This window comes from Ornithinimicrobium sp. (assembly GCF_030537745.1).
GTDB lineage: Bacteria > Actinomycetota > Actinomycetes > Actinomycetales > Dermatophilaceae > Ornithinicoccus.
The window spans coordinates 27345-47530 of the sequence record NZ_JAUNVI010000001.1 but is presented as its reverse complement, the minus strand read 5'-3'; the positions used below and the strand labels follow the sequence as shown (position 1 = coordinate 47530).

At 68.3% G+C, this 20186-nt stretch carries 20 protein-coding genes; 11 read left to right on the top strand and 9 right to left on the bottom strand.

Annotated features, from left to right (window positions below; translation table 11 throughout):
* Nucleotides 1–11: 11 nt before the first annotated feature.
* Nucleotides 12–1475 (bottom strand): KamA family radical SAM protein, encoded by a 1464-nt coding sequence (locus Q4P07_RS00245; protein WP_303372874.1) that lies wholly within the window; start codon nt 1473–1475, stop codon nt 12–14.
* Between the two features lie 82 nt (nt 1476–1557).
* Here Q4P07_RS00245 and Q4P07_RS00240 point away from each other — a divergent pair, with 82 nt between their 5' ends.
* From Q4P07_RS00240 to Q4P07_RS00200, 9 genes are all read left to right on the top strand, one after another.
* Complete coding sequence (locus tag Q4P07_RS00240) at nt 1558–2661, top strand: L-erythro-3,5-diaminohexanoate dehydrogenase (RefSeq protein WP_303372873.1); 1104 nt, start codon at nt 1558–1560, stop codon at nt 2659–2661.
* Nucleotides 2658–4346 (top strand): amidohydrolase, encoded by a 1689-nt coding sequence (locus tag Q4P07_RS00235; RefSeq protein WP_303372872.1) that lies wholly within the window; start codon nt 2658–2660, stop codon nt 4344–4346. Before Q4P07_RS00240 ends, Q4P07_RS00235 begins: the two co-directional genes overlap by 4 nt.
* Nucleotides 4343–5965 (top strand): lysine 5,6-aminomutase subunit alpha, encoded by a 1623-nt coding sequence (locus Q4P07_RS00230; RefSeq protein ID WP_303372871.1) that lies wholly within the window; start codon nt 4343–4345, stop codon nt 5963–5965. The genes Q4P07_RS00235 and Q4P07_RS00230 overlap by 4 nt, the downstream gene beginning before the upstream one ends.
* On the top strand, nt 5962–6798 hold the full coding sequence (locus tag Q4P07_RS00225; protein ID WP_303372870.1) for an OAM dimerization domain-containing protein: 837 nt from the start codon (nt 5962–5964) through the stop codon (nt 6796–6798). The genes Q4P07_RS00230 and Q4P07_RS00225 overlap by 4 nt, the downstream gene beginning before the upstream one ends.
* A gap of 10 nt (nt 6799–6808) precedes the next feature.
* Nucleotides 6809–7255: a hotdog domain-containing protein gene (locus Q4P07_RS00220; protein WP_303372869.1), complete on the top strand. Its 447-nt coding sequence runs from the start codon at nt 6809–6811 to the stop codon at nt 7253–7255.
* Between the two features lie 315 nt (nt 7256–7570).
* Nucleotides 7571–9124, top strand: coding sequence for an apolipoprotein N-acyltransferase (lnt, locus tag Q4P07_RS00215; RefSeq protein WP_303372868.1), 1554 nt, complete (start codon nt 7571–7573; stop codon nt 9122–9124).
* Nucleotides 9121–9921 (top strand): polyprenol monophosphomannose synthase, encoded by an 801-nt coding sequence (locus Q4P07_RS00210; protein ID WP_303372867.1) that lies wholly within the window; start codon nt 9121–9123, stop codon nt 9919–9921. The genes lnt and Q4P07_RS00210 overlap by 4 nt, the downstream gene beginning before the upstream one ends.
* Complete coding sequence (locus Q4P07_RS00205) at nt 9918–10466, top strand: FxsA family protein (RefSeq protein WP_303372866.1); 549 nt, start codon at nt 9918–9920, stop codon at nt 10464–10466. The genes Q4P07_RS00210 and Q4P07_RS00205 overlap by 4 nt, the downstream gene beginning before the upstream one ends.
* Before the next feature lie 227 nt (nt 10467–10693).
* Entirely contained in the window at nt 10694–11053 is a 360-nt protein-coding gene (locus Q4P07_RS00200) for an RNA polymerase-binding protein RbpA (protein ID WP_303372865.1), read from the top strand.
* 91 nt (nt 11054–11144) lie between these two features.
* On the opposite strand, the gene Q4P07_RS00195 is transcribed toward Q4P07_RS00200, so the two are convergent.
* Nucleotides 11145–12536: an MFS transporter gene (locus Q4P07_RS00195; protein WP_303372864.1), complete on the bottom strand. Its 1392-nt coding sequence runs from the start codon at nt 12534–12536 to the stop codon at nt 11145–11147.
* A 98-nt stretch (nt 12537–12634) separates the two neighbouring features.
* Here Q4P07_RS00195 and Q4P07_RS00190 point away from each other — a divergent pair, with 98 nt between their 5' ends.
* On the top strand, nt 12635–12820 hold the full coding sequence (locus Q4P07_RS00190) for a CsbD family protein (RefSeq protein ID WP_303372863.1): 186 nt from the start codon (nt 12635–12637) through the stop codon (nt 12818–12820).
* A 116-nt stretch (nt 12821–12936) separates the two neighbouring features.
* On the opposite strand, the gene Q4P07_RS00185 is transcribed toward Q4P07_RS00190, so the two are convergent.
* Both Q4P07_RS00185 and Q4P07_RS00180 read right to left on the bottom strand, forming a co-directional pair.
* Complete coding sequence (locus Q4P07_RS00185; RefSeq protein ID WP_303372862.1) at nt 12937–14409, bottom strand: AI-2E family transporter; 1473 nt, start codon at nt 14407–14409, stop codon at nt 12937–12939.
* A gap of 14 nt (nt 14410–14423) precedes the next feature.
* A complete protein-coding gene (locus tag Q4P07_RS00180) occupies nt 14424–15266 on the bottom strand; it encodes a D-hexose-6-phosphate mutarotase (protein ID WP_303372861.1) in 843 nt (280 codons plus the stop codon).
* 38 nt (nt 15267–15304) lie between these two features.
* Between Q4P07_RS00180 and Q4P07_RS00175 the strand changes: the two genes are divergently transcribed.
* The gene (locus Q4P07_RS00175) at nt 15305–16378 is read left to right on the top strand and encodes an acyltransferase (protein ID WP_303372860.1); all 1074 of its coding nucleotides are present in this window, start codon (nt 15305–15307) and stop codon (nt 16376–16378) included.
* A gap of 32 nt (nt 16379–16410) precedes the next feature.
* On the opposite strand, the gene Q4P07_RS00170 is transcribed toward Q4P07_RS00175, so the two are convergent.
* The 5 genes from Q4P07_RS00170 to Q4P07_RS00150 form a co-directional block, all read right to left on the bottom strand.
* Entirely contained in the window at nt 16411–17235 is an 825-nt protein-coding gene (locus tag Q4P07_RS00170) for an aldo/keto reductase (protein ID WP_303372859.1), read from the bottom strand.
* 20 nt (nt 17236–17255) lie between these two features.
* Nucleotides 17256–17600 carry a single-stranded DNA-binding protein gene (locus Q4P07_RS00165; RefSeq protein ID WP_303372858.1) on the bottom strand — a complete coding sequence of 115 codons (345 nt, stop codon included), beginning with the start codon at nt 17598–17600 and terminating at the stop codon, nt 17256–17258.
* A 110-nt stretch (nt 17601–17710) separates the two neighbouring features.
* The gene (locus tag Q4P07_RS00160; RefSeq protein ID WP_303372857.1) at nt 17711–18613 is read right to left on the bottom strand and encodes an alpha/beta hydrolase; all 903 of its coding nucleotides are present in this window, start codon (nt 18611–18613) and stop codon (nt 17711–17713) included.
* A gap of 116 nt (nt 18614–18729) precedes the next feature.
* On the bottom strand, nt 18730–19380 hold the full coding sequence (locus Q4P07_RS00155) for an MIP/aquaporin family protein (RefSeq protein WP_303372856.1): 651 nt from the start codon (nt 19378–19380) through the stop codon (nt 18730–18732).
* 106 nt (nt 19381–19486) lie between these two features.
* Nucleotides 19487–19813, bottom strand: coding sequence for a DUF732 domain-containing protein (locus tag Q4P07_RS00150; protein WP_303372855.1), 327 nt, complete (start codon nt 19811–19813; stop codon nt 19487–19489).
* Nucleotides 19814–20186: the final 373 nt, after the last annotated feature.

Below are 20186 nucleotides of genomic sequence, written 5' to 3'. Positions count from 1 at the left end.
GCCGGCCGAGGTCAGTCGACCAACTGGGCCACGGACGCCTCGCGGGAGGCGGCCGCCTTCGCGGAGGCAGCCTCGTGCGCGTCGGGGGCGACCTGCGCGGCGTGCTGGGTCCACCACTCCTGTCCCGAAGCCGGCAGGGTGTCGATCGGGTCGTAGTAGACATACTCGGCGCTGGTCACGTCCACGTCCTCGCTCTCGATCGAGGTGCGGTAGTTCTTGCGCCAGTAGGAGATGCCACGCTCGGTGTCGTAGGTGTCGACCTGGTGCACCCAACGCTTGCCGACGAAGGGCACGTCACAGACGATCCTGGGGGTGGAGAAGCCCGGCAGATAGCCCATGATCGAGTGCTGCAGATGCTGCGCATCGGCGAGGGACATCCGCCAGTGCTCGGCGAACGGGATCATGTCGCACATGTAGAAGTAGTACGGCGTGATCATCGCGTCATCGGCGAGCGCGAAGCACAGGTCGAGCAGCTGCTGGCTGGAGTCGTTGACTCCCCGCATCAGCACGCCCTGATTGCGGACGTCACGGATGCCAGCCTCCAGCATCGTCCGGGAAGCCTTGGACACCAGGGGGGTGATGGACTCCGCAGAGTTGACGTGAGTGTGGATGGCCAGACCGACGCCGCGAGCGCGCGCCTTGGCCGCGACCCGGGCGACCCCCTCGACCACGTCGGGAGCGAGCCAGTGCTGCGGCATCCCCATGAGGGCCTTGGTCGCCAGGCGGACGTCGCGGACATTATCGATGTCGAGCAGCTTGTCCAGCCACGCCTCCAGGTTCTTCCACGGCATGTTGGCCACGTCCCCACCGGAGACGACCACGTCACGCACCGAGGGGGTGGTGCGCAGGTAGTCGAGGATGGCGGTGTGCCGGTCGACCGGCTTGCCGGCCAGCTTGAGCTTGGTCACCTGCGGCGTCGAGTTGCCGACCAGGTCCATGCGGGTGCAGTGGCCGCAGTACTGCGGGCACGTCGGCAGCATCTCGGCCAGCACTTTGGTCGGGTAGCGGTGGGTCAGCCCTTCCGCGACCCACATCGCGTGCTCGTGCAGGGAGTCGCGGGTGGCGTAGGGGTGGGAGGGCCAGTCGGTGCGACGGTCGGAGAACACCGGCAGCATGTAGCGGCGCACCGGGTCGGCGTAGAACGCGCGGGTGAACTCCTCGCCCGCCAACGGCATCCGGCCGTCGAGCCAGGACTGCTCACTGACCATGGTGTTGATCATCTGCGGCGGCAGGAGCATCGACATCGTCGCCCGCTCCTGCTGATCACGCTCGAGGTCGGCGTAGAAATCCTCGGTGAGAAGGTCGCCCATGAGGGCCTTGAGCTGCTTGATGTTGCGGATGCAATGGACCCGCTGCCACTGGACGTCTTCCCACTGCTGGACGGTCACATCCTTCCACCCGACGAACCGGGTCCAGTCCGGTTCGACAAGCTCACGGTGAAGGTAGGCATACGGCTGCTCGATCTGGGCGCTCATGCATGCCATGATAAGGACATCTTCCTGTAAAAGCGAAGCTTCACGGGAAGATGTCTTGTTTAAGCGTGTCTAGGGAGGACAGATGACGGGTATGACGTCCTATTCGCCGTTTGGCGTACACCGGGTTCTCGACCCCTGCGGGGACGCGGTCACCCTGCCGCAGGCGGCCCGTCGGCTCGACCCATCGCCTCAGCTCGCACCGGATGAGGTGCGCATCGACGTCGAGGTGCTCAACCTGGATGCGGCGTCCTACCGTCAGCTCCGGCACAAGCACACCGATGACGGGAGTGAGCCCGGCGCGGTGGACGGGCAGGCCATCCGGGCCGAGGTCCTCGACATCGTCCGCACCCGCGGCAAAATGCAGAACCCGGTCACCGGCTCCGGAGGCATGCTCATCGGCACCGTCGCCGAGGTCGGCCCGGAAAGCGAGCTGGGGCTGCGGGTGGGCGACCGGGTCGCCACCCTCGTGTCTCTCTCCCTGACTCCGCTATCGATCACGGACGGGCTGGCGCGCTGGGACGGCCTCTCCGAGCAGGTCCCGGCCACCGGCCACGCGATCCTCTTCGGTCGCTCGATCGCAGCGGTGCTGCCCTCAGATCTGGCCCCCGAGCTCGCCCTCATGGTGATGGACGTCTGCGGCGCTCCAGCCTTGGTCGCACGCGTGGTGCGTGGGTATCTGCAGAAGGGGCTCACCCCGAGCGTGGCCGTGCTTGGGGGAGCGGGCAAGTCGGGTTCTTTGTCGCTGGCCGCCGCCAAGGAGGCCGGGGCGGGCCGTCGCATCGCGGTCGTGCCCTTCGAGCGAGAAGCGGCCCTGCTGCGCGGCACGGGACTGGCGGAGGACGTGGTCATCGCTGACGCTCGGGCGCCGTTGGCGCTGGAAGAAGCAGTGCGCGAGGCGGGTGGACCGGTCGACCTGACCGTCGTGTGCGTCGACGTGCCTGGCTGCGAGCAGCCCGCCCTCATGATCACCGCCCAGGGCGGGACGGTCATCTACTTCTCGATGGCGACCAACTTCGCGGCCGCTGCCCTGGGCGCCGAGGGGCTTGCCGCAGACGTGACGATGCTGGTGGGCAATGGCTACACCCCTGGTCATGCCGACTATGCCCTGAGCCTGCTGCGTAGTGACTCCAACGTGCGCGCCCTCTTCGCGTCGCGACTCGCGGCAGAGGACACTGGGCAGTCGTGAGCACCTCGACCCCCAGCGCCGTCACCACCCCTGTCACGGACGGTGCCTGTCGCGTGCTCCTGCGCAATGGGCTGATCTACGCGCCGCGGGTCGGGCCCGCCAACGCGCTGCTGGTGCAGGGCAAGCAGATCGAGTGGATCGGGGAGTTGGCCGAGGGTGAGGAGCCCACCGCGCCGATCGACGAGGTCATCGACCTGGCCGGCGCCCTAGTTACGCCCGGCTTTTGCGATGCCCACGTCCACCTGACGATGACCGGCCAGGGGCTGGACGGTGTCGACCTATCCGGCACCACCTCGATCGCGCAGGCGCTGCGCCTAGTGGAGGACGCGGCGCGCCGTGGCCGTGGGCGGCCGATCTATGCCCACTCCTGGGACGAGACCCGTTGGGTCGAGCAGCGGCCGGTCACCTCTGCCGAGCTAGACCGCGCGACCTACGGGGGGGTGGTCTACATGCCGCGCGTCGACGCACACTCGGCCAGCGTGTCCACCGCCATGGCCACCGTCGCGCGGGTCCGTGACCTCGACGGGTGGGACGGCACCGGGGTCGCGCGTCGCGAGGCCTTCGCTGCGGTCACCCACGCGTTCACCTCGACGGTCACTGCGGCGATGCATGCGCGCTATCTCGACCTGGCGCTGGAGGCCGCTGCCCGACACGGCATCACGCTGCTGCACGAGACGGGCGCCGATCACCTGACCAGCCACGACGACCTCAAGGCCGTGCTCGGGGCGGGCCAGGTCGATGGGGTCCCTGACGTCGTCGCCTACTGGGGTGAGCTCGTGGCAGACGTGGAGACCGCGAGGGCGCAGGCGGACTACCTCGGGGTGCTCGGCCTGGCCGGTGACCTGTGCGCCGATGGCTCCTTCGGCTCGTTCACCGCCCATGTGACGCAGCCCTACCTTGCAGCGCCGGCTTCGGGGGATGGGCAGCACGTCCCTTCGGTGGGGCAGGACTGCGGCTATGGCTATCTCACGGTCGAGGAGGTGCGCGACCACGCGGTCGCGTGCACGCAGGCTGGGTTGCAGGCCGGCGGCCACGTCATCGGTGACGCCGCGCTGCGCACGATGGCAGAGGGCTTCGCGGCTGCCGCCGAGATCGTCGGCGTCGAGGCGATCCGTGCTGCACGGCACCGCTGGGAGCACGTCGAGCTGCCCGACTCGAAGGTGCTGGCCACCATGGCCGACCTGGGGATCTGGGCGAGCGTCCAGCCGATGTTCGACGCCTTGTGGGGAGGGCGTGAGGGGATGTATGCGGTCCGGCTGGGGCAGGAGCGGGCCCTGGCCGCCATACCTCTGCGGGACATGGTGGATGCAGGGGTGCGGATTGTGCTCGGATCGGACAGCCCCATCACGCCGTTCGGACCGTGGGCGGCAGTGCGGGCCGCCGCCTGGCACCACAACCCCGACCAACGCCTCACCGTCGCTGAAGCCGTGGAGGCGCACACCGGCGCCGGCTATGCGCTGGCGGGGCGCGAGGGTGGCGTGCTGCACGCCGGAGCTCCCGCCACCTTCGTCGTCTGGGACGACGGCACAGGTCTGCCTGTGCCGACCGATCCCAGGACCAGCCTGCCGGTCCTCGAGTCTGCCCACCACCGGTTGCCTGTCGCCCGGCACACGATGATCGCCGGCATCACGGCCTACCGACGCTCCTCCACCACCGCCCACACCACGAGGAAGACCCATCTGTGAGTCCCACCACCGTCGCCCCGCCCCCCAAACTCGATCTCGACCCCGCGGTCGTGCGTAAGGCGCGCACCCTCGCCCAACGCCTGGGCAAGCCGGTCGTGGAGATCGCGCGCACCCACACCACTGTCTCCGTCGAGCGTGCGACCTTGCGACTGGCCGGCCTGGCCGGCGCCGACCACGAGCGCGTGCCCTGGGTCAACCACCTCGTCGACTCGGTGCGCAGCCAGGTCGGGCTCGAGCACGGCGTGACCACGCCCGTGTGGGACGCGCTACGCCGCGACGAAGCGCCGGACCTCCTGACGCTCGCGCAGAAGGCAGCGACGGGAGCGGTCTCCTTCCGGATCCCCGAGCGCAAGGGGGAAGCGACCGCAGCCCGACGCTCCGCCCGCGCCGCGGTGCGGCCCGGCATCCAGCGCATCGACCGGCAGCACGCGGCACGCGACCGGCTCATCGGCCGCCTCGGGGACCCCGAGCGTCGGCCCTGGATCTACCTCATCGTCGCGACCGGCGACATCTACGAGGACATCCCGCAGGCCCAGGCCGCCGCACGTGAAGGCGCCGACGTCATCGCGGTCATCCGTTCCACCGGACAGTCCCTGCTGGACTACGTGCCGGAGGGGGCCACCCGGGAAGGCTTCGCGGGCACCTACGCCACCCAGGAGAACTTCCGGCTCATGCGCGCCGCACTCGATGAGGTGAGCAAGGAGCTGGGTCGCTACGTCCGGCTGACCAACTATGCCTCCGGCCTGTGCATGCCTGAGATCGCTGCACTAGCGGGGCTGGAACGGCTCGACATGATGCTCAACGACTCGATGTACGGCATCCTCTTTCGCGACATCAACCCGATCCGCACGTTCGTCGACCAGCGCTTCTCGCGCCAGGTCCATGCCCGGGCCGGGATCATCATCAACACCGGTGAAGACAACTACCTGACCACGGCCGACGCGGTCGAGGCAGCCCACACGGTCACGGTGAGCCAGCTGATGAACGAATACTTCGGCAAGGAGGCCGGGCTGGCGGACTGGCAGCTCGGCCTTGGCCACGCCTTCGAGATCAATCCGCAGGTGGAGGAGTCCTTCCGGCTCGAGCTGGCCCACGCGCTGCTGGCGCGCCAGTTGTTCCCGAACGCGCCACTGAAGTGGATGCCGCCGACCAAGCACATGACCGGCGACATCTTCGGCGGCTACCTGCTCGACGGCTTCTTCAACCTCGTCGGTGCCATGACCGGACAGTCGATCCTGCTCGTCGGCATGATGACCGAGGCCGTGGTGACCCCCTTCTTGTCCGACCGCGACCTGGCGCTGCAAAACGTCCGCTACGTCCAGCGGGCCGCCGGAGGGCTGACCGAGGACTTCCACCCGCCCCGGGACGGCTTCATCCAGACCCGGGCCAGGCAGGTCCTCTCCGAAGCCATCGACCTGCTGGAGCGCATCACCGGCGACGGTGACCGAACCGGCCGCAGCGCCTCCGGGAGCGTCCCGCTGCTGGACGCGATCGCGGACGGCACTTTCGGCTTGATGAAGCGGCCCGCAGACCGGGGCAAGGGCCTGGACGGGGTCGCCCCCAAGGCTGACGACTACGACAACCCGGCCACCAACCTGCTCGAGGAGGGCCTGAAGTGAGCGCACGTCATACCCAGGACGCGTCAGCGGCGGACAAGCCGGCGCCCACGATCATCCGGCCCTACGGAGACATGACCGGCGACGGCATGGTCCAGACGTCCTTCACGTTGCCGATCCCGCACGACAAGCGGGCCGAGGGCGCCGCGCTGCAGTTGGCCAGCAAGATGGGCCTGTCCCCAGCGCTGCTCGTGCACGCCAAGGCGATCGGGTCCGGCCACACCTTCTTCGTCGTGTATGGCAGCGTCACCCACCTGGTCGACCTCGCCCAGGTCACCGTCATCGAGCGGGACTTCCCGTTGCTCTCTGCCAAGGAGGTCAACAGCACCGTCAAGAAGACCCTGCACCGTCCCCTCGTCGTCGTCGGAGCCTGCATCGGGACGGACGCGCACACGGTCGGTATCGACGCCATCCTCAACATCAAGGGCTTCGCCGGTGAGAAGGGGTTGGAGTACTACTCCGAGATCAACGTCGTCAACCTCGGCGCCCAGGTCCTCGTCCCCGAGCTCGTCGAGCAGGCACGCGAGCACCACGCCGACGCCGTGCTGGTGTCCCAGGTCGTCACCCAGCGTGACGCCCACATCCACAACACCACCCAGATGTCGGCCGCCTTCCGGGAGGCCTACCCGGCAGGAGAGGTGCCCCTCCTGATCGTCGGCGGTCCCCGCTTTGAGGAGGGCTCGGCGGGCGCCCTGGGCGTCGACCGCATCTTTGGCAAGGGCACCACGCCCGGGGAGGTCGCCTCCTACCTGGTCCACGCCCTGTCCGGACCAGACCGTCAAACCCCCGCCCCCAAGCGCAAGGCCCGCAAGGGCACCCGCCAGAGAACAACGTGAGGAAGAGCACATGAGTGACCGACCGACCCCGACCACGGGCGATCACCTGCCCGCCAACCACCCCGCCACCGTCGGCATGGGAGTTACCCATGCCCGCTACGTCCCCTACTCCCATGCGCACTATGCCGGCAATCTCGTCGACGGCGCCTACAGCCTGGCTCTGTTCGGCGACGTGGCGACCGAGCTGTGCATCCGGACCGATGGTGACGAGGGGCTCTTCGCGTCCTACAGCGAGGTGCAGTTCCTGGCGCCGGTGCGCGCCGGGGACTGCCTGGAGATCACCGCCACGCTGGTGCGGGTGGGCTCCCGCAGCCGCGAGATGGACTTCGAGGTGAGGGTCGTCGCGCGCGGCGAGGAAGGCACCGAGGGTTCCTCGGCCTCGACCGCTGCGGTGCTGGAGCCGCCGACCGTCGCCACCCGGGCGCGTGGCACCGTAGTGGTCCCACCGGGAGCCTGATCGGTTCGCTCGCCCTCCTCACCAAGGCTCGGCGTGTCGGTGCAAACACGCCGGGGAACGCAAGCCTGCTGCCCGCGGACTCACCGACCCTGACCTGCAGCTTTGCGCATCGTCGCAGGTCAGCGGGCGGTTGACAGCGCAGGAGCCCGACCCTACATTCGAACGGTCCCCGACACCGCGATGAAGATCGTCACCAGGGGCAGTCAGGACCCCGCACCGAGTAGACAACGTGCCTGCCGTGGCCTCCAGCCGCGACAGGTTCGGCCCCAAAGGTGGCGGGGTCCGGCTATGCCCGGAGCCCGTAGGGTTGCCTTCGTGCTTCCCCTGCGTCTCTTGCTCGCCACGCTCGGTGGCCTCGCGCTCTGGCTGGCCTTCCCCGGCTATGACGTGTGGCCGCTGGCGATCGTGGGGTGCGGTGCGCTGGCGGTCGCCACCGCGGGCGCCTCGGTCCGGAGCGGCCTGGCCAGCGGACTGCTGCTCGGTCTGATGTGGTTCGGGCCAATGTTCACCTGGGCTAGCACCTATGCCGGGACCGGTCCCTGGGTCGCGATGACCGTGGCGTCAGCGCTCTACCCCGCTGCCCTCGGCGGGCTGCTCGCCTGGCTGCAACGAGACGGCATGGTGCGCCCGGTCGTGGGGGCGGCGGCCTGGGTGCTGATGGAATGGGGGCGTTCGGTCAGCCCGTTCGGCGGTTTCCCGTGGAGCCGGCTGGGCTTCAGCCAGGCCGACTCGCCCATGCTCGGGGCGGTCAGCCTGGTGGCGGTGCCCGGCCTGGGCTTCCTCGTCGCGCTGGTCGGAGGTCTGTTGGCAGTGGCGGCTCAGCGGATGCTGGCCCGCGGGCACGGCAGCCCCCTCACGCACCGGCTCCAGGCCTTCGGTGCCGTCCTCGCTGCCGCCACCTTCATGCTCGGCCCGCTCCTCATCCCGCGCCCCGTCGATGGCGACCCGGTCACGGTCGCGGCGGTCCAGGGTGACATCCCGCCGGACTTCACGCGCACGCTGACCGCCGAGCCGGGCACCATGCTGCAGCGCTACACCGACCTGACGCACGAGTTGGCCACGGACCTGTCCAGCGGCGCCTTGCCGTCCCCGGATCTCGTGCTCTGGCCCGAAGGCGCCAGCGACCTGGACCCGCTCCGGCCGGACGGCAGCCCCGTAGCGACCGGCCGGATCATGGACGCCGTGGACGACATCGGGGCTCCAGTGGTGCTGGGGGCGGTGTCTCGTCGCGGTGGCGAGGCGCCCCACAACATGGCGCTGAGCTATCTGCCCGGCACCGGCCTAGACCAGACCTACACCAAGATCTACCTCGCGCCGTTCGGTGAGGTGATGCCGCTGCGGTCGATCATGCGACACCTTTCGCCGTGGGTGGACCGGATCACCGATTTCGTGCCCGGCACGCGTCCGGGCGTGATGCCGGTGCCGCTGCGGGACGGAAGGGTGGTGCACCTCGGCCTCAGCATCTGCTTCGAGATCGTCGTCGACCCGGCCGTCCGCGACGTCGTGACCGGGGGAGCAGACCTCCTGGTCGTGCCCACGAGCAACGCGTGGTTCGGCCCTGGTGACCAGTCCGCCCAGCACATCGCGGCCTCCCGCGTCCGCGCCGTCGAATACGGCCGCTCGGTGGTGCACATCAGCAACGTCGGCATCTCCGGCCTGATCACGCCAGCTGGCACCGTGCACCAGCGCACGGAGCTGTTCTCCCAGGCGCTGCTGGAGGGGGAGTTGCCGCTGCGGACCGACCTCACCCTCGCCGTGCGGACCGGTCCGTGGGTGCCGCTGGCGGCCGTGCTCATCGTCCTCCTAGGGCTGCTGCCCCGTCGGCCAAGGGCTGCGGCAGGCGCCGCCACGGTTAGGCTCGCCCGGTGACCGAGCCGAAACGAGCCCCCCTGCAGCGGGTGTGCGTCTGCATCCCGACCTACAACGAGGTGGAGAGCCTCGCGCTCATCGTCAGCCGTATCCGCGCTGCCGTTCCCGACGCGGACCTGCTCGTCCTGGACGACAACAGCCCCGACGGCACCGGCGCTCTCGCCGACCGGTTGGCCGCAGCCGACGCCAGCGTCCACGTGCTGCACCGTCCACGCAAGGAAGGACTGGGGCCGGCCTACCTGGCCGGTTTCCGTTGGGCGCAGGAGCGCGGCTATGACGCCGTCGTGGAGATCGATGCCGACGGGTCGCACCAGCCTGAGCAGTTGCCGTCGCTGCTCGCGGCCGCGGCCGACGCTGACCTGGTGATCGGCTCGCGCTGGGTGCCGGGCGGCTCCGTGCGCAACTGGCCGCTGCACCGCCGCCTGCTCTCCGTCGGTGCCAACACCTATGCCCGCTATGCGCTCGGCATCCCGGTGCGTGACTCGACCGCCGGCTTCCGGGTCTACCGGCTCAGCGCACTGCGAGCCATGGACACCCATGAGGTTGCCTCTCAGGGCTATTGTTTCCAGGTCGACCTCACGCTGAGGGCGCTGGACCATGGGTTGACCGTGGTCGAGGTCCCCATCGCGTTCGTCGAGCGCGAGGTGGGGGTCTCCAAGATGAGCGACTCCATCGTGCGCGAGGCGGCCGTCAAGGTCGGGGTATGGGGTGTGCAGCGGCGGGCGCGCGCGCTGCGGGAACGTCTGGGCAGGTCACGGCGTTCCTCCGGATGGCACCACCTGGAGGAGAACACATGACCGCTGGACCCCGCCCACCCCGACGGCGCAGCCATCTGCTCCGCTGGCTGCTGGCCCTACTTGTGCTGCTGCCGATCCTGGAGATCATCGTCCTCATCGTCGTCGGCAAGAGCATCGGCGTGCTGTGGACGATCGCGCTCCTGGTGGCGATGGCGGTGCTGGGTGCGTGGCTCTCTCGCCGCGAGTCAGGGCGGACCTTCCGCGCGCTCCAGGCCGCACTCAGCTCGGGGAAGATGCCCACTGATGAGGTCAGCGACGCGATTCTGGTCACTTTCGGTGGCTTCCTGCTGATTCTGCCCGGTTTCCTCACCGACATTGTGGGGTTACTGCTCGTCCTACCCTTTACCCGCCCGGTCGCACGTCGGCTCCTGCAGACGATCGTCGCAGCCAAGGCGCTCGCCGCCACCAGGGGTAGCAGCGCGGTGGGTGGCACGCGTCCTGACGCACCTGGGCGCGGTCAGGTCATCGAGGGCGAGGTCCTTTCCGAGGAGCCGGCGCCGGGCACCTGGGACACCGACCACAGACCGCCCGCCGTGGGTCAATAAGCCGCTGACCAGCGCCAGGGCGGTCGACTGGCCCTCCCGGCCAGACCTCGCTACCATGAAATGTCCACCCCACGATGACGCCGAGGCCTTTGCGGGCCTGCTGTGGAAGCAGTGGGGATAGCACAACCGGGAACATCGTGACCTTGGGGTGCGTTGTCCACCAAGAGTCACATCATTCTGACCGTCTTTCGATTTCACCGTGTCCTGGACACGAGGGGAGTTTACCCATGGCTGAAAGGTCCCTCCGCGGCACCAACCTGAGCTGGCTTTCGTTTGAGAGCGACGAGGGCGTGACGTTCAGTGAGCGCACCATCACCAAGTATGTCTGCCCGGACGGGCACATCAGCGAGTTGCCCTTCTCTGTCGAGGCGGACATCCCCTCGCTCTGGGAGTGCCGCTGCGGCTTGGACGCCAAGCTGGTCGACGGCCCAGAGCCGGAGCTGAAGGCGACCAAGCCGGTCCGTACTCACTGGGACATGCTGCTGGAGCGTCGTTCGATCCACGAGCTCGAGGAGCTTCTCGAGGAGCGCTTGGGGCTGCTGCGCACCGTGCGCGGCGAGAAGCCGTCGCGCAAGCGCACCGCCTGAGCCCACGCCATACCAACAGACCGGCCCCGGACCCCACGGTCCAGGGCCGGTTTTTTGATCGCCTTCGCAGTACGTCGACGAGCGTGGGCGCCTAGACGATCCGCGGTTGCTCGTTGCCCGCCGCCGCGATCCCCTCGCGGACCCGGACCCGGGTCAGGATCAGGCCACCGACGACGAAGAAGAAGATCGTCACCAGGATCGCCGGACGGTAGGAACCGGTGAACTGGTAGGTGAGCCCGAAGGCCAGCGTGCCGAACCAGCTCGTGCCTCGCTCCATGGCCTGATAGAAGCTGAAGAATTCCGACTCGCGTCCTCGCGGCACCAGCTGGGAGTAGAGCGAGCGGGACAGGGCCTGGGTGCCACCCAGCACGGTGCCAATGAAGACCGCACAGATGAGCCAGATGACGAAGGCTCCCCGTGGCACGAAGTAGGCAAACGCGACGACGAAGGTCCACATCACGATGCCTCCCAGCACCGTGCGTTTGGCGCCAAACTTCGAAGCGAGGCCACCGAAGGCGAGCGCGCCACCGAACGCGACGAACTGGACCAGCAGGATCGTGATGATCATCTGGCTGGTCTCAAACCCCAGAGCTTCGGTGCCGTAGAGACTGGCTGAGGAGATGACGGTCTGGATGCCGTCGTTGAAAAACAGGTAGGCCAGCAGGAAGGTCAGGGTCTGAGGGTAGTTCCGCAGCTCACCGAGGGTGTGGCGCAGCTGAGTGAAGCTGCCGCCGATGATGCCCTCGCCTCGATCGATCGGGGTGGCGGTGGTGCCACGGATGGCTCGGAGGCCGAGCACGGGGATCAGGGTGAAGATCGCCCACCACAGCCCCGCAGAGAGCAGGGACAGCCGGATGGCCATCCCGTAGCTCAGGCCGAGGCTCTCGTGCAGCTGCATCAGGGCCAGGTTGAGGGCGAGCAGGATCCCGCCACCCAGATAACCCAGAGCCCAGCCACGGGAAGACACCTTGTCACGGTCATCGGGATGCGCCACCCGTGTCAGGAGCGCGTCGTAGACGACGGTCGAAGCGCCCAAACAGAGGTTGGCGATGACGACCAGCAGGACGCCGAGCTCCCAGTTGTCGCCCTGCAGGAAGAACATGGCCGACGCGGCCGCGGCGCCGACCCAGGCCAGGCCACCCATCAGCTGGGTCGGGCGCGGGTGGCGGTCGGCGATCGCGCCGACGAAAAGCAGGAAGATCGCCGAGACGAGGGTAGCGACGGTGATCGTGTAAGGAGCCAGCGACCCCACGGCGATCGGGACGCCCAGCACCGACAGGTCGATGGTGCAGACCCCGCCCGTCGGCAGGTCCGGGCACGCGTCCGCCCTGGCCAGCGCGGTCAGATAGGGGCTGATCAGGACGGTGCCGGTCGTCGTGACATAGGCGGAGTTGGCCCAGTCGTACCATCCCCAGGCGCGTTGGTGGGCCCGCGTCCGCTCCACCTTCGGGTCTGCCCGGACGATGCCCGTCTCCGCACTCATGAGAGGACTTTCGCACATCGAAGGGCGGTTGGAGTTGCGACTCGTGGGGGGTGCGCCGAGAGTAGAGGTACATCAACCCTCAATGAAGGAGCGACACCATGGGTATGGGCGACAAGATCTCGAACGCTGCCGAAGAGGCGAAGGGCAAGGCCAAGGAGCACATCGGCGACGCGACCGACAACGCCAGCCTGGAGGCCGAGGGACACATGGACCAGGCCGAGGCGAACGTGAAGCAGTCCGTGGAAAAGGGTAAGGACGCGTTCAAGGACGCCACCGACCGCTGACCTCTGACGCTGCCGACACGGCAGCAGCAGTGCACCGAGCGGGCATCTCAGCGTTGTGCTGAGGTGCCCGCTCTGCGTGGGCTGGGCGCGTTGGGATGATGTCCCCCTCAGCGCCCTCAGGCGCGTGGGGGAAGTGTGCCCGGGGGATGGCCGTCCGGTTCTGCGGTGAGGTCAACTTCGGCGAGATCAGCAGCCCTAGCATCTTCGTTGGCCACCGGAACATCGCGGCCTTCTCCCCGCCGCAGGAGGGGGGTCAGGAAACGGTCACGGAAGGCTCCGGTCCGCTCCGAGCGGCTGTCACTGGTGACCACCTGCCGCGCCTCTCCGCGCTCGCCTTCGGCCTGTTCGAAGGCCTGCTTTGCCCGGAGCTGAAAGACCGGCGCGATCTGCTCGGCAAGCTCGGCTGCAGCGCGACCCTCCGGGGTGCGCTGGGACAGGTCGGTGGCCCGAACTCTGCCGGTCCTCAGGTCGAGGTGCTCGCTTCCATAGCGGATCACGGTGACGACGGCCGCGGCCATCGGCACGGCCAGGAACGCTCCGACGATGCCCCAGCGGGCACCGCCGGCCACGACGACCAGGATGACGATGGCTGGATGCAACTCCATCGTCCGCCCCTGGATCGCGGGGGAGAGGACGTTGCCTTCGAGTTGCTGCACTACCAGGACGAGGACCAGCACCCACAGTGCGGTGTTCCAGCCGAGGGAGACCAGGGCCACCAAGATCGCGAGCGACCCGGCCGTCACGGCGCCGACGATCGGGATGAAGCCAGCGATAAAGGTGATGAGCGCCAGGACGAAGGCCATCGGGATATTTAGCCACCACAGGCCCAGACCGATGAAGAACGCGTCCACCAGCGACACCAGCGCCTGTGCCTTGATGAAGCCACCGAGCGTTCGCCACACCCTGGCAGACGCCTCGGTCAAGTGCATCCCGGCAGTTGGGCCGACGAAGCGCCGCATCCAGGGCGAGAACCGCTCCCCGTCCTTGAGGAAGAAGAAAGTGAGGACGACCGTCAGCGCGAATGTGACCAGGATCGAGCCAACCGTAGAGACACCCGTCAGCACGCCGGCTGCGATACGCGTCGCCTGTTCCTGGAGCCACGCGGTCGCCTTGTCGACATACGCTGTGACCTGATCGTTCTGCACGTTGAAGGGCGGACCGGCGAGCCGGTCCGTCAACAGTTGGAGTCCGTCAGCGGCCTGGTGGACGATGAGCTCGCCCTGGTCGACGACGGTGGGCGCGATCGCGGCGAGGATGCCGAGCAGTCCCAGGACGGAGAACAACAGGACCAGGCCGGCGGCGAGCGCGGACGGCACGCGATGCGCTTTGAGCCAGCGGACGATCGGCCAGAGCACCGTGGAGACCAGCAGCGCCAGCAGGAGCGGAAGGACCCCTACCCAGACCTTGCCGATCAGATAGAAGATGGCGAAGAGCGCACCAGCGACCAGCAGGAACCGCCATGACCAGGCCGCCGCCCCACGCAACCCCTGAAGGATGAGCATGCCGCGGTCGACGCCGGGGCCGTCGTACGCCTCTGGGCTATATGCCTTTGGGTCGTCCGGTTCCATGGGTCTGCTGGTCTCATCCATCGGGGTTCAGCGTGTCACACGTGCGGTGATCTGGCCTGCAGAACGCACCCGATCTCACGGCGCTGCCCTGGGGTGATGGTGAGCCCGAGCTCACCAGTGGCCGCGGTCTCAATGCAGACGAAGGAACGCCAGCCGTCGCCGACGTCCGCCATATGCGCGGCTTTGTCCGCGCCGGGGTTCCAGACCACGGTCTGGGTCGCCCCCTCCGGGTGGACGTGGACTTCGCGGTCCCCGCCCGAGTCCAGCACTCGGACCACTCCTGACCGGTCATAGACCCGGTCGGTCTCGCCGTCGATCCGCAAGGTCCCCCTCTGCACCGCACGACCGCCCGTCACCTTGTCCAGATAGCCTGCCTCCTCCAGCCCCAGCACCTGGACCTGCCGCACGTCCGAGACGCCCAGATAGGTATGGAGAGCAGCCTCCACCTCGAGTGGCTCCGATCCTGGGTTGCTGATCGACAGGGCTACGTGCAGGGCCGGCTCGTCCACCTCCGTGAGGGACACGGCATACCTGAGCTCGAACGGCGTCTCGTGCGGTGCCATGGGACCGTCTGCGACGTCGTCTGAGGTGAGCACCCAGGCCCACACCTCGCCGTCGCGCGGGTCCGCCGATCGCCACGTCGCGGTCCGTACGAGCCCGTGGCTGGGGGAGCGGTCGGCGGTGCGGCCTGCCGCGAACCACGGGAAGCAGATCGGGACGCCGCCCCGCATGGCCGACGAACCGTCGAGCACGGCCGCGGGGCTGCACCAGATCACCGGCTTGCCGTCGACGCGCCACTGGGTCAGGTGGGCGCCGAAGTCGTAGGCCACCAGGACGGAGCGGTCGGTCTGGTGGGTGCGTGGTGTCAGGGCGGCCATGGTGCAAGGGTAGGTCGCCGGCGTGACAGGGTTGTGCCGTGAGTGCACAGACCTCGACGTCGACCGCGTCCCTGGCCTGGGTGACCTGGTTGCGGATCATCGCGATCTACGGGGTCGTCGCGATCCACTCCGCCGGTGCCACCGCGTCGTCGGCGCGGTCGATGACCTCCGTCGACGGCTGGGTAGCGCGTGCGCTCGACCTGCCCTTCATCTGGGCCGTGCCCGTCTTCGTGATGATCTCCGGTGCGCTGTCCCTGGATCCGGCGAAGTTTCGGGGAAGCGGCCCCTATCTGCGCAAACGCGTGTGGCGGCTGCTCCCGGCGCTGGTGGTGTGGCACCTGGTCTATCTGACCTACATGGCCCAGACCCGCGAGGGCTGGTTGGACGGCTGGCGGGACGGCCTGGCCAAGGTCGTCCAGGGTCAGGTGGCGCCACATCTGTACTTCCTGTGGATCGTGCTCGGCCTGTCCGTGCTCACGCCGGTGCTGGTGCCCTGGATCGGCCGAGCGGGGCGGCGCGAATGGGTCGCCGGGGCGGTGATCGCCTATGCCGTCCCGATCTTGTCCACGTGGCCGCTGGGCACTGACGGAGCACGGATCGGCGTGACTCATAGCGCGTGGACCTGGTGGCTGCCTTACCTGGGTGCCTACCTGATGGGCTGGGCACTGCGGGGTGTGGTGCTGCCGCGCCGCTGGGTGTGGCCGACTCTCCTGGTCGTCATTTCGCTGATGACGCTGCTGACCTGGCAGTGGAAGAATCCTGCGGCAGCGTGGCTGGAATCTTGGTCTGGGGCGCACTACTACAGCCCGACGGTCGCGGTGCTGTCCGTGCTGATCATCCTGCTCGCCCAGACCATGATCCGTCCCGGCGGAGCGCTGGACGTGCTCACCTCGGCGTCCGTGCTGAGGTATGCCGAGCCGGTGGCCCTGGCGACGATGGGCATCTTCACCTTGCACTTCCTCGTGCTGATCGTCGGGACGGACACCGGGTTGCTCGGCCCTCCGGTCACGAGCTGGCCGTTGCTGCTGGTCCGCATCGTGGTGGTGAGTCTGGTGACGACGCTGCTGGTGCTGCCTCTGCGCAAGGTGCCCTGGGTGCGGGCCGTGCTCTAACTCTGCTCTAGCTCGGCTCTAGTTCGAGTCTTTCATCTTTCCTCGTGGGTCAGCGGGTCGCCGTCGAAGAGGCGACCATCGGGGCGGCCGAGCGCGGTGATCGCGGTCAGTTCTTTAGGCAGCAGCTCAAGGTCCTGCGCCGCAAGATTCTCGCGCTGCCTCGAGGGCGTGGCGGACTTGGGCAGCGGCATCACGCCCCGGCCGAGGTGCCAGGCGAGGATCACCTGCGCCGGAGTGGCCCCGAGACGCTCCGCCGGCTCGAGGACGGCGGGGGAGTCGTACTGTGGCGCGCCCTTGCCCAGAGGGCTCCATCCCTGCGTCAAAATTCCCCGTTGCGCGTTGGAGGCGACCATCTCGGCCTGCGGGAAAAGCGGGTGGACCTCGATCTGGTTCACAGCCGGCGTGACGCCGGTGGCAGCGATCACCTCGTCCAGGTGGCTGGCAGTGAAGTTGCTGACGCCGACCGACCTGGTGAGGCCACGCTCGCGGCAGTGCACGAGCGCGTCGAACGCCTCGACATACCTGCCCTCGGATGGGTTCGGCCAGTGCACCAGGACCAGATCGACGTGGTCCACTCCCAACGCGCGCAGCGACTCCTCCACCGCGGCCACGGCGCGGCTGTGCTCGTGCGCGCGCCCGGGGATCTTGGTGGTGATCCACACGTCCTCGCGGGGGACGACGCTGCGCCGGAGAGCCTCACCCAGCTCTCGTTCGTTCTCGTAGTTGACCGCCGTGTCGAGCACGCGGTAACCGGCGTCCAAGGCAGTGACGATCGCCCCCACCCCGTCCTGTCCGCGAAGCGGATAAGTGCCGAAGCCGATGGACGGAAGGTGGCGGCCGTCGTTGAGGGTGAACATGGCTTCGAGGCTACCCACGCTCAGGTGAGGCCGACCCGGCGCAGCCTGGTGGCCTCCACCTCATACCTCGAGGATCGGGTGGCGCCTGAGGCGAAGAACCGTCGCCGCAAGCTGCCGAGGATCTCGACCCCTTGCCCGTCGGGCAGCTTCTTCGCGCTCGTCCGCACCCTAGCTGCCCAGCACGCGACGTCGATGGTGTCCACCTGTCGTTTCCCTCCGTCACCTGCGCGGGGTGGGCGTGGCACGACCACGCGAAAGTGGACGAGCTCGTCGCCGCTGGGCAGCGTTCGAGCGGTCGGATCGCCGCTCACCCGCCCGATCAGGCGGACCTCGTTGGTCGGTGCCGCAGGCTGCTTCTTCGTCATCTGCCCATGCTCAAGGGTGGGGGAGCGGCGCGGTAGGGGAGCATGGCGGCCTGTGGATAGTCCTGCGTGTTCCCTGGAGGATGTGGAACGTCGCTTGCCAGGCAGGACGGTCAGCGGGCCAGTAGGTGCTGCCCCAGGAACGAGACGGCGCGGTCCAGGTGCGGCTCGATGGGGGTGCCCAGAAAGCAGTGGTCGGCGCCCGGCGTCACCTCCAGCGTCGCGTGGACGCCGGCTGCCTGCAAGGCCTGGTGCAGCCTCCGGCTGTGCTCCACACCGACGACGCCGTCGGCGTCGCCGTGCATGAGGAGTACGGGTGGGATATCGCCGTGGACCTGCTCGATCGGTGCCATCTGGCGCACGAGCTCGCGTTCGCCGTCGAAGGCTCCAAGCCCGTGCAGGCCGTTCTCCTCTTCAGCGATCGTCTCCATCTGGTCCGGTCCGTAGAACAGGACGGCCGCGGAGGTGCCCAGGGAGCCCGCGCCGACGCCGAGGGAGCCGACCAGCGAGGCCTCGACATACCTTCGGCTGCCGAGGAAGGCGATCATTGCCGCCAGCTGTGCGCCCGCAGACTCTCCCCAGACACCGACGCGCTCGGGGTTCAGGCCGAGCTCGGGGGAGTGATGCCGTAGGTAGCGCAGCGCTGCCGCGCAGTCGTGGACGCACGCCGGAAACGGCGCCTCGGCGAGAAGCCGGTAGTCGACTGTGGCTACTGCCATCCCGGCGGCGACGACCTTGTCGAACAGCGTCTGCTGACCCCACTGCAGCGGGACGTAGCGACGATCGCCCTCGATCCATCCACCGCCGTGAATCCATATCACCAGGGGCACTGGCCCGTTGGCGTGGATCGGGCGATGCAGGTCGAGGGTGAGCGGTCGGTAGCCGGGCACGAACGCGTAAGTCAGACCTGTCCAACTCCGGGCTCCCCGCACCCCGTTGTCCAGGAGCGGGGGAAGGAAACGTGGGGGAGGAAAAACGCCGCTCCCAAGGGGCGGCGCCAGGTCTCGTAGGTCCATGGGGGTAAGGGTCGCACGTGGCACGGTGGGGTCTGTGCGCCTGTGCCGGGAGACAACAAGACCGGTGTCGGGCAGCGAGCAGCTGCCGACACCGGTCCTGGTGAGGTGGGCTGGGCTCAGACCTCGACAGCCTCGCGGTCGTGCGGGTTGAGCAGGTTAAAGGCCAGTGCGGCCAGCGCGCCACCGAGCAGCGCCGCGCCGAAGTACAGCCACTGGCTTCCCCAGGTGAAGACGCCGTCCACTGCCAGACCCAGCGCGACTGCCGGGTTGAACGCACCGCCGGAGATGCCGCCGCCAGCGGCGACGCCCACGACGACTGCGAAGCCGATGGCCAGGCCGTAGAAGGCGTTGTCCGGGTGGTCCTTGGAGGTGGCCACATTGAGGACGGTGAAGCAGAGAATAAAGGTGAAGATCAGCTCGATCAGGAAGGCGCTGGAGGTGCTCTCAAAGTTGAGGCCCTCGGCCGCGGACGGCCAGATCGCCATGCTCACGAGTGCTGCCAGCGCGCCGCCGACGAGCTGGGCGACGACGTAACCACCCAGGTCAACGGCGGAGAGTCGGCCGCGGATGAAGACGGCCAGGGACACGGCCGGGTTGAGGTGGCCTCCGGAGATATGACCGACGGCATAGACGAGGACCATCAGCGCAGAGCCGATGGCGAGCGCGCTGACGCTGCCGACTCCGGCGTTGATGATGCCGATGATGGTGAAGACGAAGAGGAAGGTCGCGAGGAACTCAGCGACGTACTTGCGGATCGGATCGGCCACGAGGGCGACCCCTTTCATGAGACGGGACGGCAAACCACTCGATGATCTCATCACCCCTGGGCGATCACCTATTTGTCAGGCAACCGCAATCCCGGTCCCACGGCTCTTAGGAGGTCTGTTGCGCCTTCTGTTCCTCGACGAAGCGGGCGAGGTCCGGCAGGTGCTGGGGACACAGCGTCGGTATCGCGACGGCGATCTGGCCTGCGCCTAGCTCACGCTCTGCGGGGTCCTTGATCTTCTGCGCGGCGAGCGCCATGTCCTCGATCGTCTTGCCGTTGTCCAGGTGAGTGCAGATTTCGTTGCCGATCTTGAGCAGTTCCTCGTCCGTCTTGCCCTTGGCCCCAGCCAGGGTCCGCAGGGCGGTGACGTAGCGGGACTCAGGGGTGGCTGCTGCCGTCGTCGTGGCCACCTCGTCGGCGTTCGTGCTCGTCACGACGCTGTCCGCTGTGCTGCTGGCTGATGAAGTGTCACCGTCGCCGGCGTCGGTGCAGCCGGTTAGGAAGAGGACGAGCGCGCCAACTGCCACATACCTGATGGGTTGTTTCCCCCGAGAAGTCATGGGCCATGCATACCGCACGATCCGCCCCCGTCCAAGCTTTCGCTCGACGCGCCGGTTGTGGAGTATGTCACGCACGTCCAGCAGATGGCGGGCGACCGAAGCGGCTGAGGCCCGGCATCTTCGTGTCGGGAGCGGTTGAACGGCTCACGTCTCAGGTGAGGTGGGGGGGGCCGGGGGGCCCCCCCCGCCCGCCCCCCACCACCCCCCCCCCCCCCCGGGCGTACCCCCCAGGGCCGCGGGGGCGCCG

Excerpts from the sequence above, each read along its gene's own strand:
- Q4P07_RS00245 (WP_303372874.1), bottom strand. The coding sequence starts at position 1,475 with ATGAGCGCCCAGATCGAGCAGCCGTATGCCTACCTTCACCGTGAGCTT.
- Q4P07_RS00240 (WP_303372873.1), top strand. The coding sequence starts at position 1,558 with ATGACGGGTATGACGTCCTATTCGCCGTTTGGCGTACACCGGGTTCTC.
- Q4P07_RS00220 (WP_303372869.1), top strand. The coding sequence starts at position 6,809 with ATGAGTGACCGACCGACCCCGACCACGGGCGATCACCTGCCCGCCAAC.
- Q4P07_RS00205 (WP_303372866.1), top strand. The coding sequence starts at position 9,918 with ATGACCGCTGGACCCCGCCCACCCCGACGGCGCAGCCATCTGCTCCGC.
- Q4P07_RS00200 (WP_303372865.1), top strand. The coding sequence starts at position 10,694 with ATGGCTGAAAGGTCCCTCCGCGGCACCAACCTGAGCTGGCTTTCGTTT.
- Q4P07_RS00195 (WP_303372864.1), bottom strand. The coding sequence starts at position 12,536 with ATGAGTGCGGAGACGGGCATCGTCCGGGCAGACCCGAAGGTGGAGCGG.
- Q4P07_RS00190 (WP_303372863.1), top strand. The coding sequence starts at position 12,635 with ATGGGTATGGGCGACAAGATCTCGAACGCTGCCGAAGAGGCGAAGGGC.
- Q4P07_RS00185 (WP_303372862.1), bottom strand. The coding sequence starts at position 14,409 with ATGGATGAGACCAGCAGACCCATGGAACCGGACGACCCAAAGGCATAT.
- Q4P07_RS00180 (WP_303372861.1), bottom strand. The coding sequence starts at position 15,266 with ATGGCCGCCCTGACACCACGCACCCACCAGACCGACCGCTCCGTCCTG.
- Q4P07_RS00170 (WP_303372859.1), bottom strand. The coding sequence starts at position 17,235 with ATGTTCACCCTCAACGACGGCCGCCACCTTCCGTCCATCGGCTTCGGC.
- Q4P07_RS00165 (WP_303372858.1), bottom strand. The coding sequence starts at position 17,600 with ATGACGAAGAAGCAGCCTGCGGCACCGACCAACGAGGTCCGCCTGATC.
- Q4P07_RS00160 (WP_303372857.1), bottom strand. The coding sequence starts at position 18,613 with ATGGACCTACGAGACCTGGCGCCGCCCCTTGGGAGCGGCGTTTTTCCT.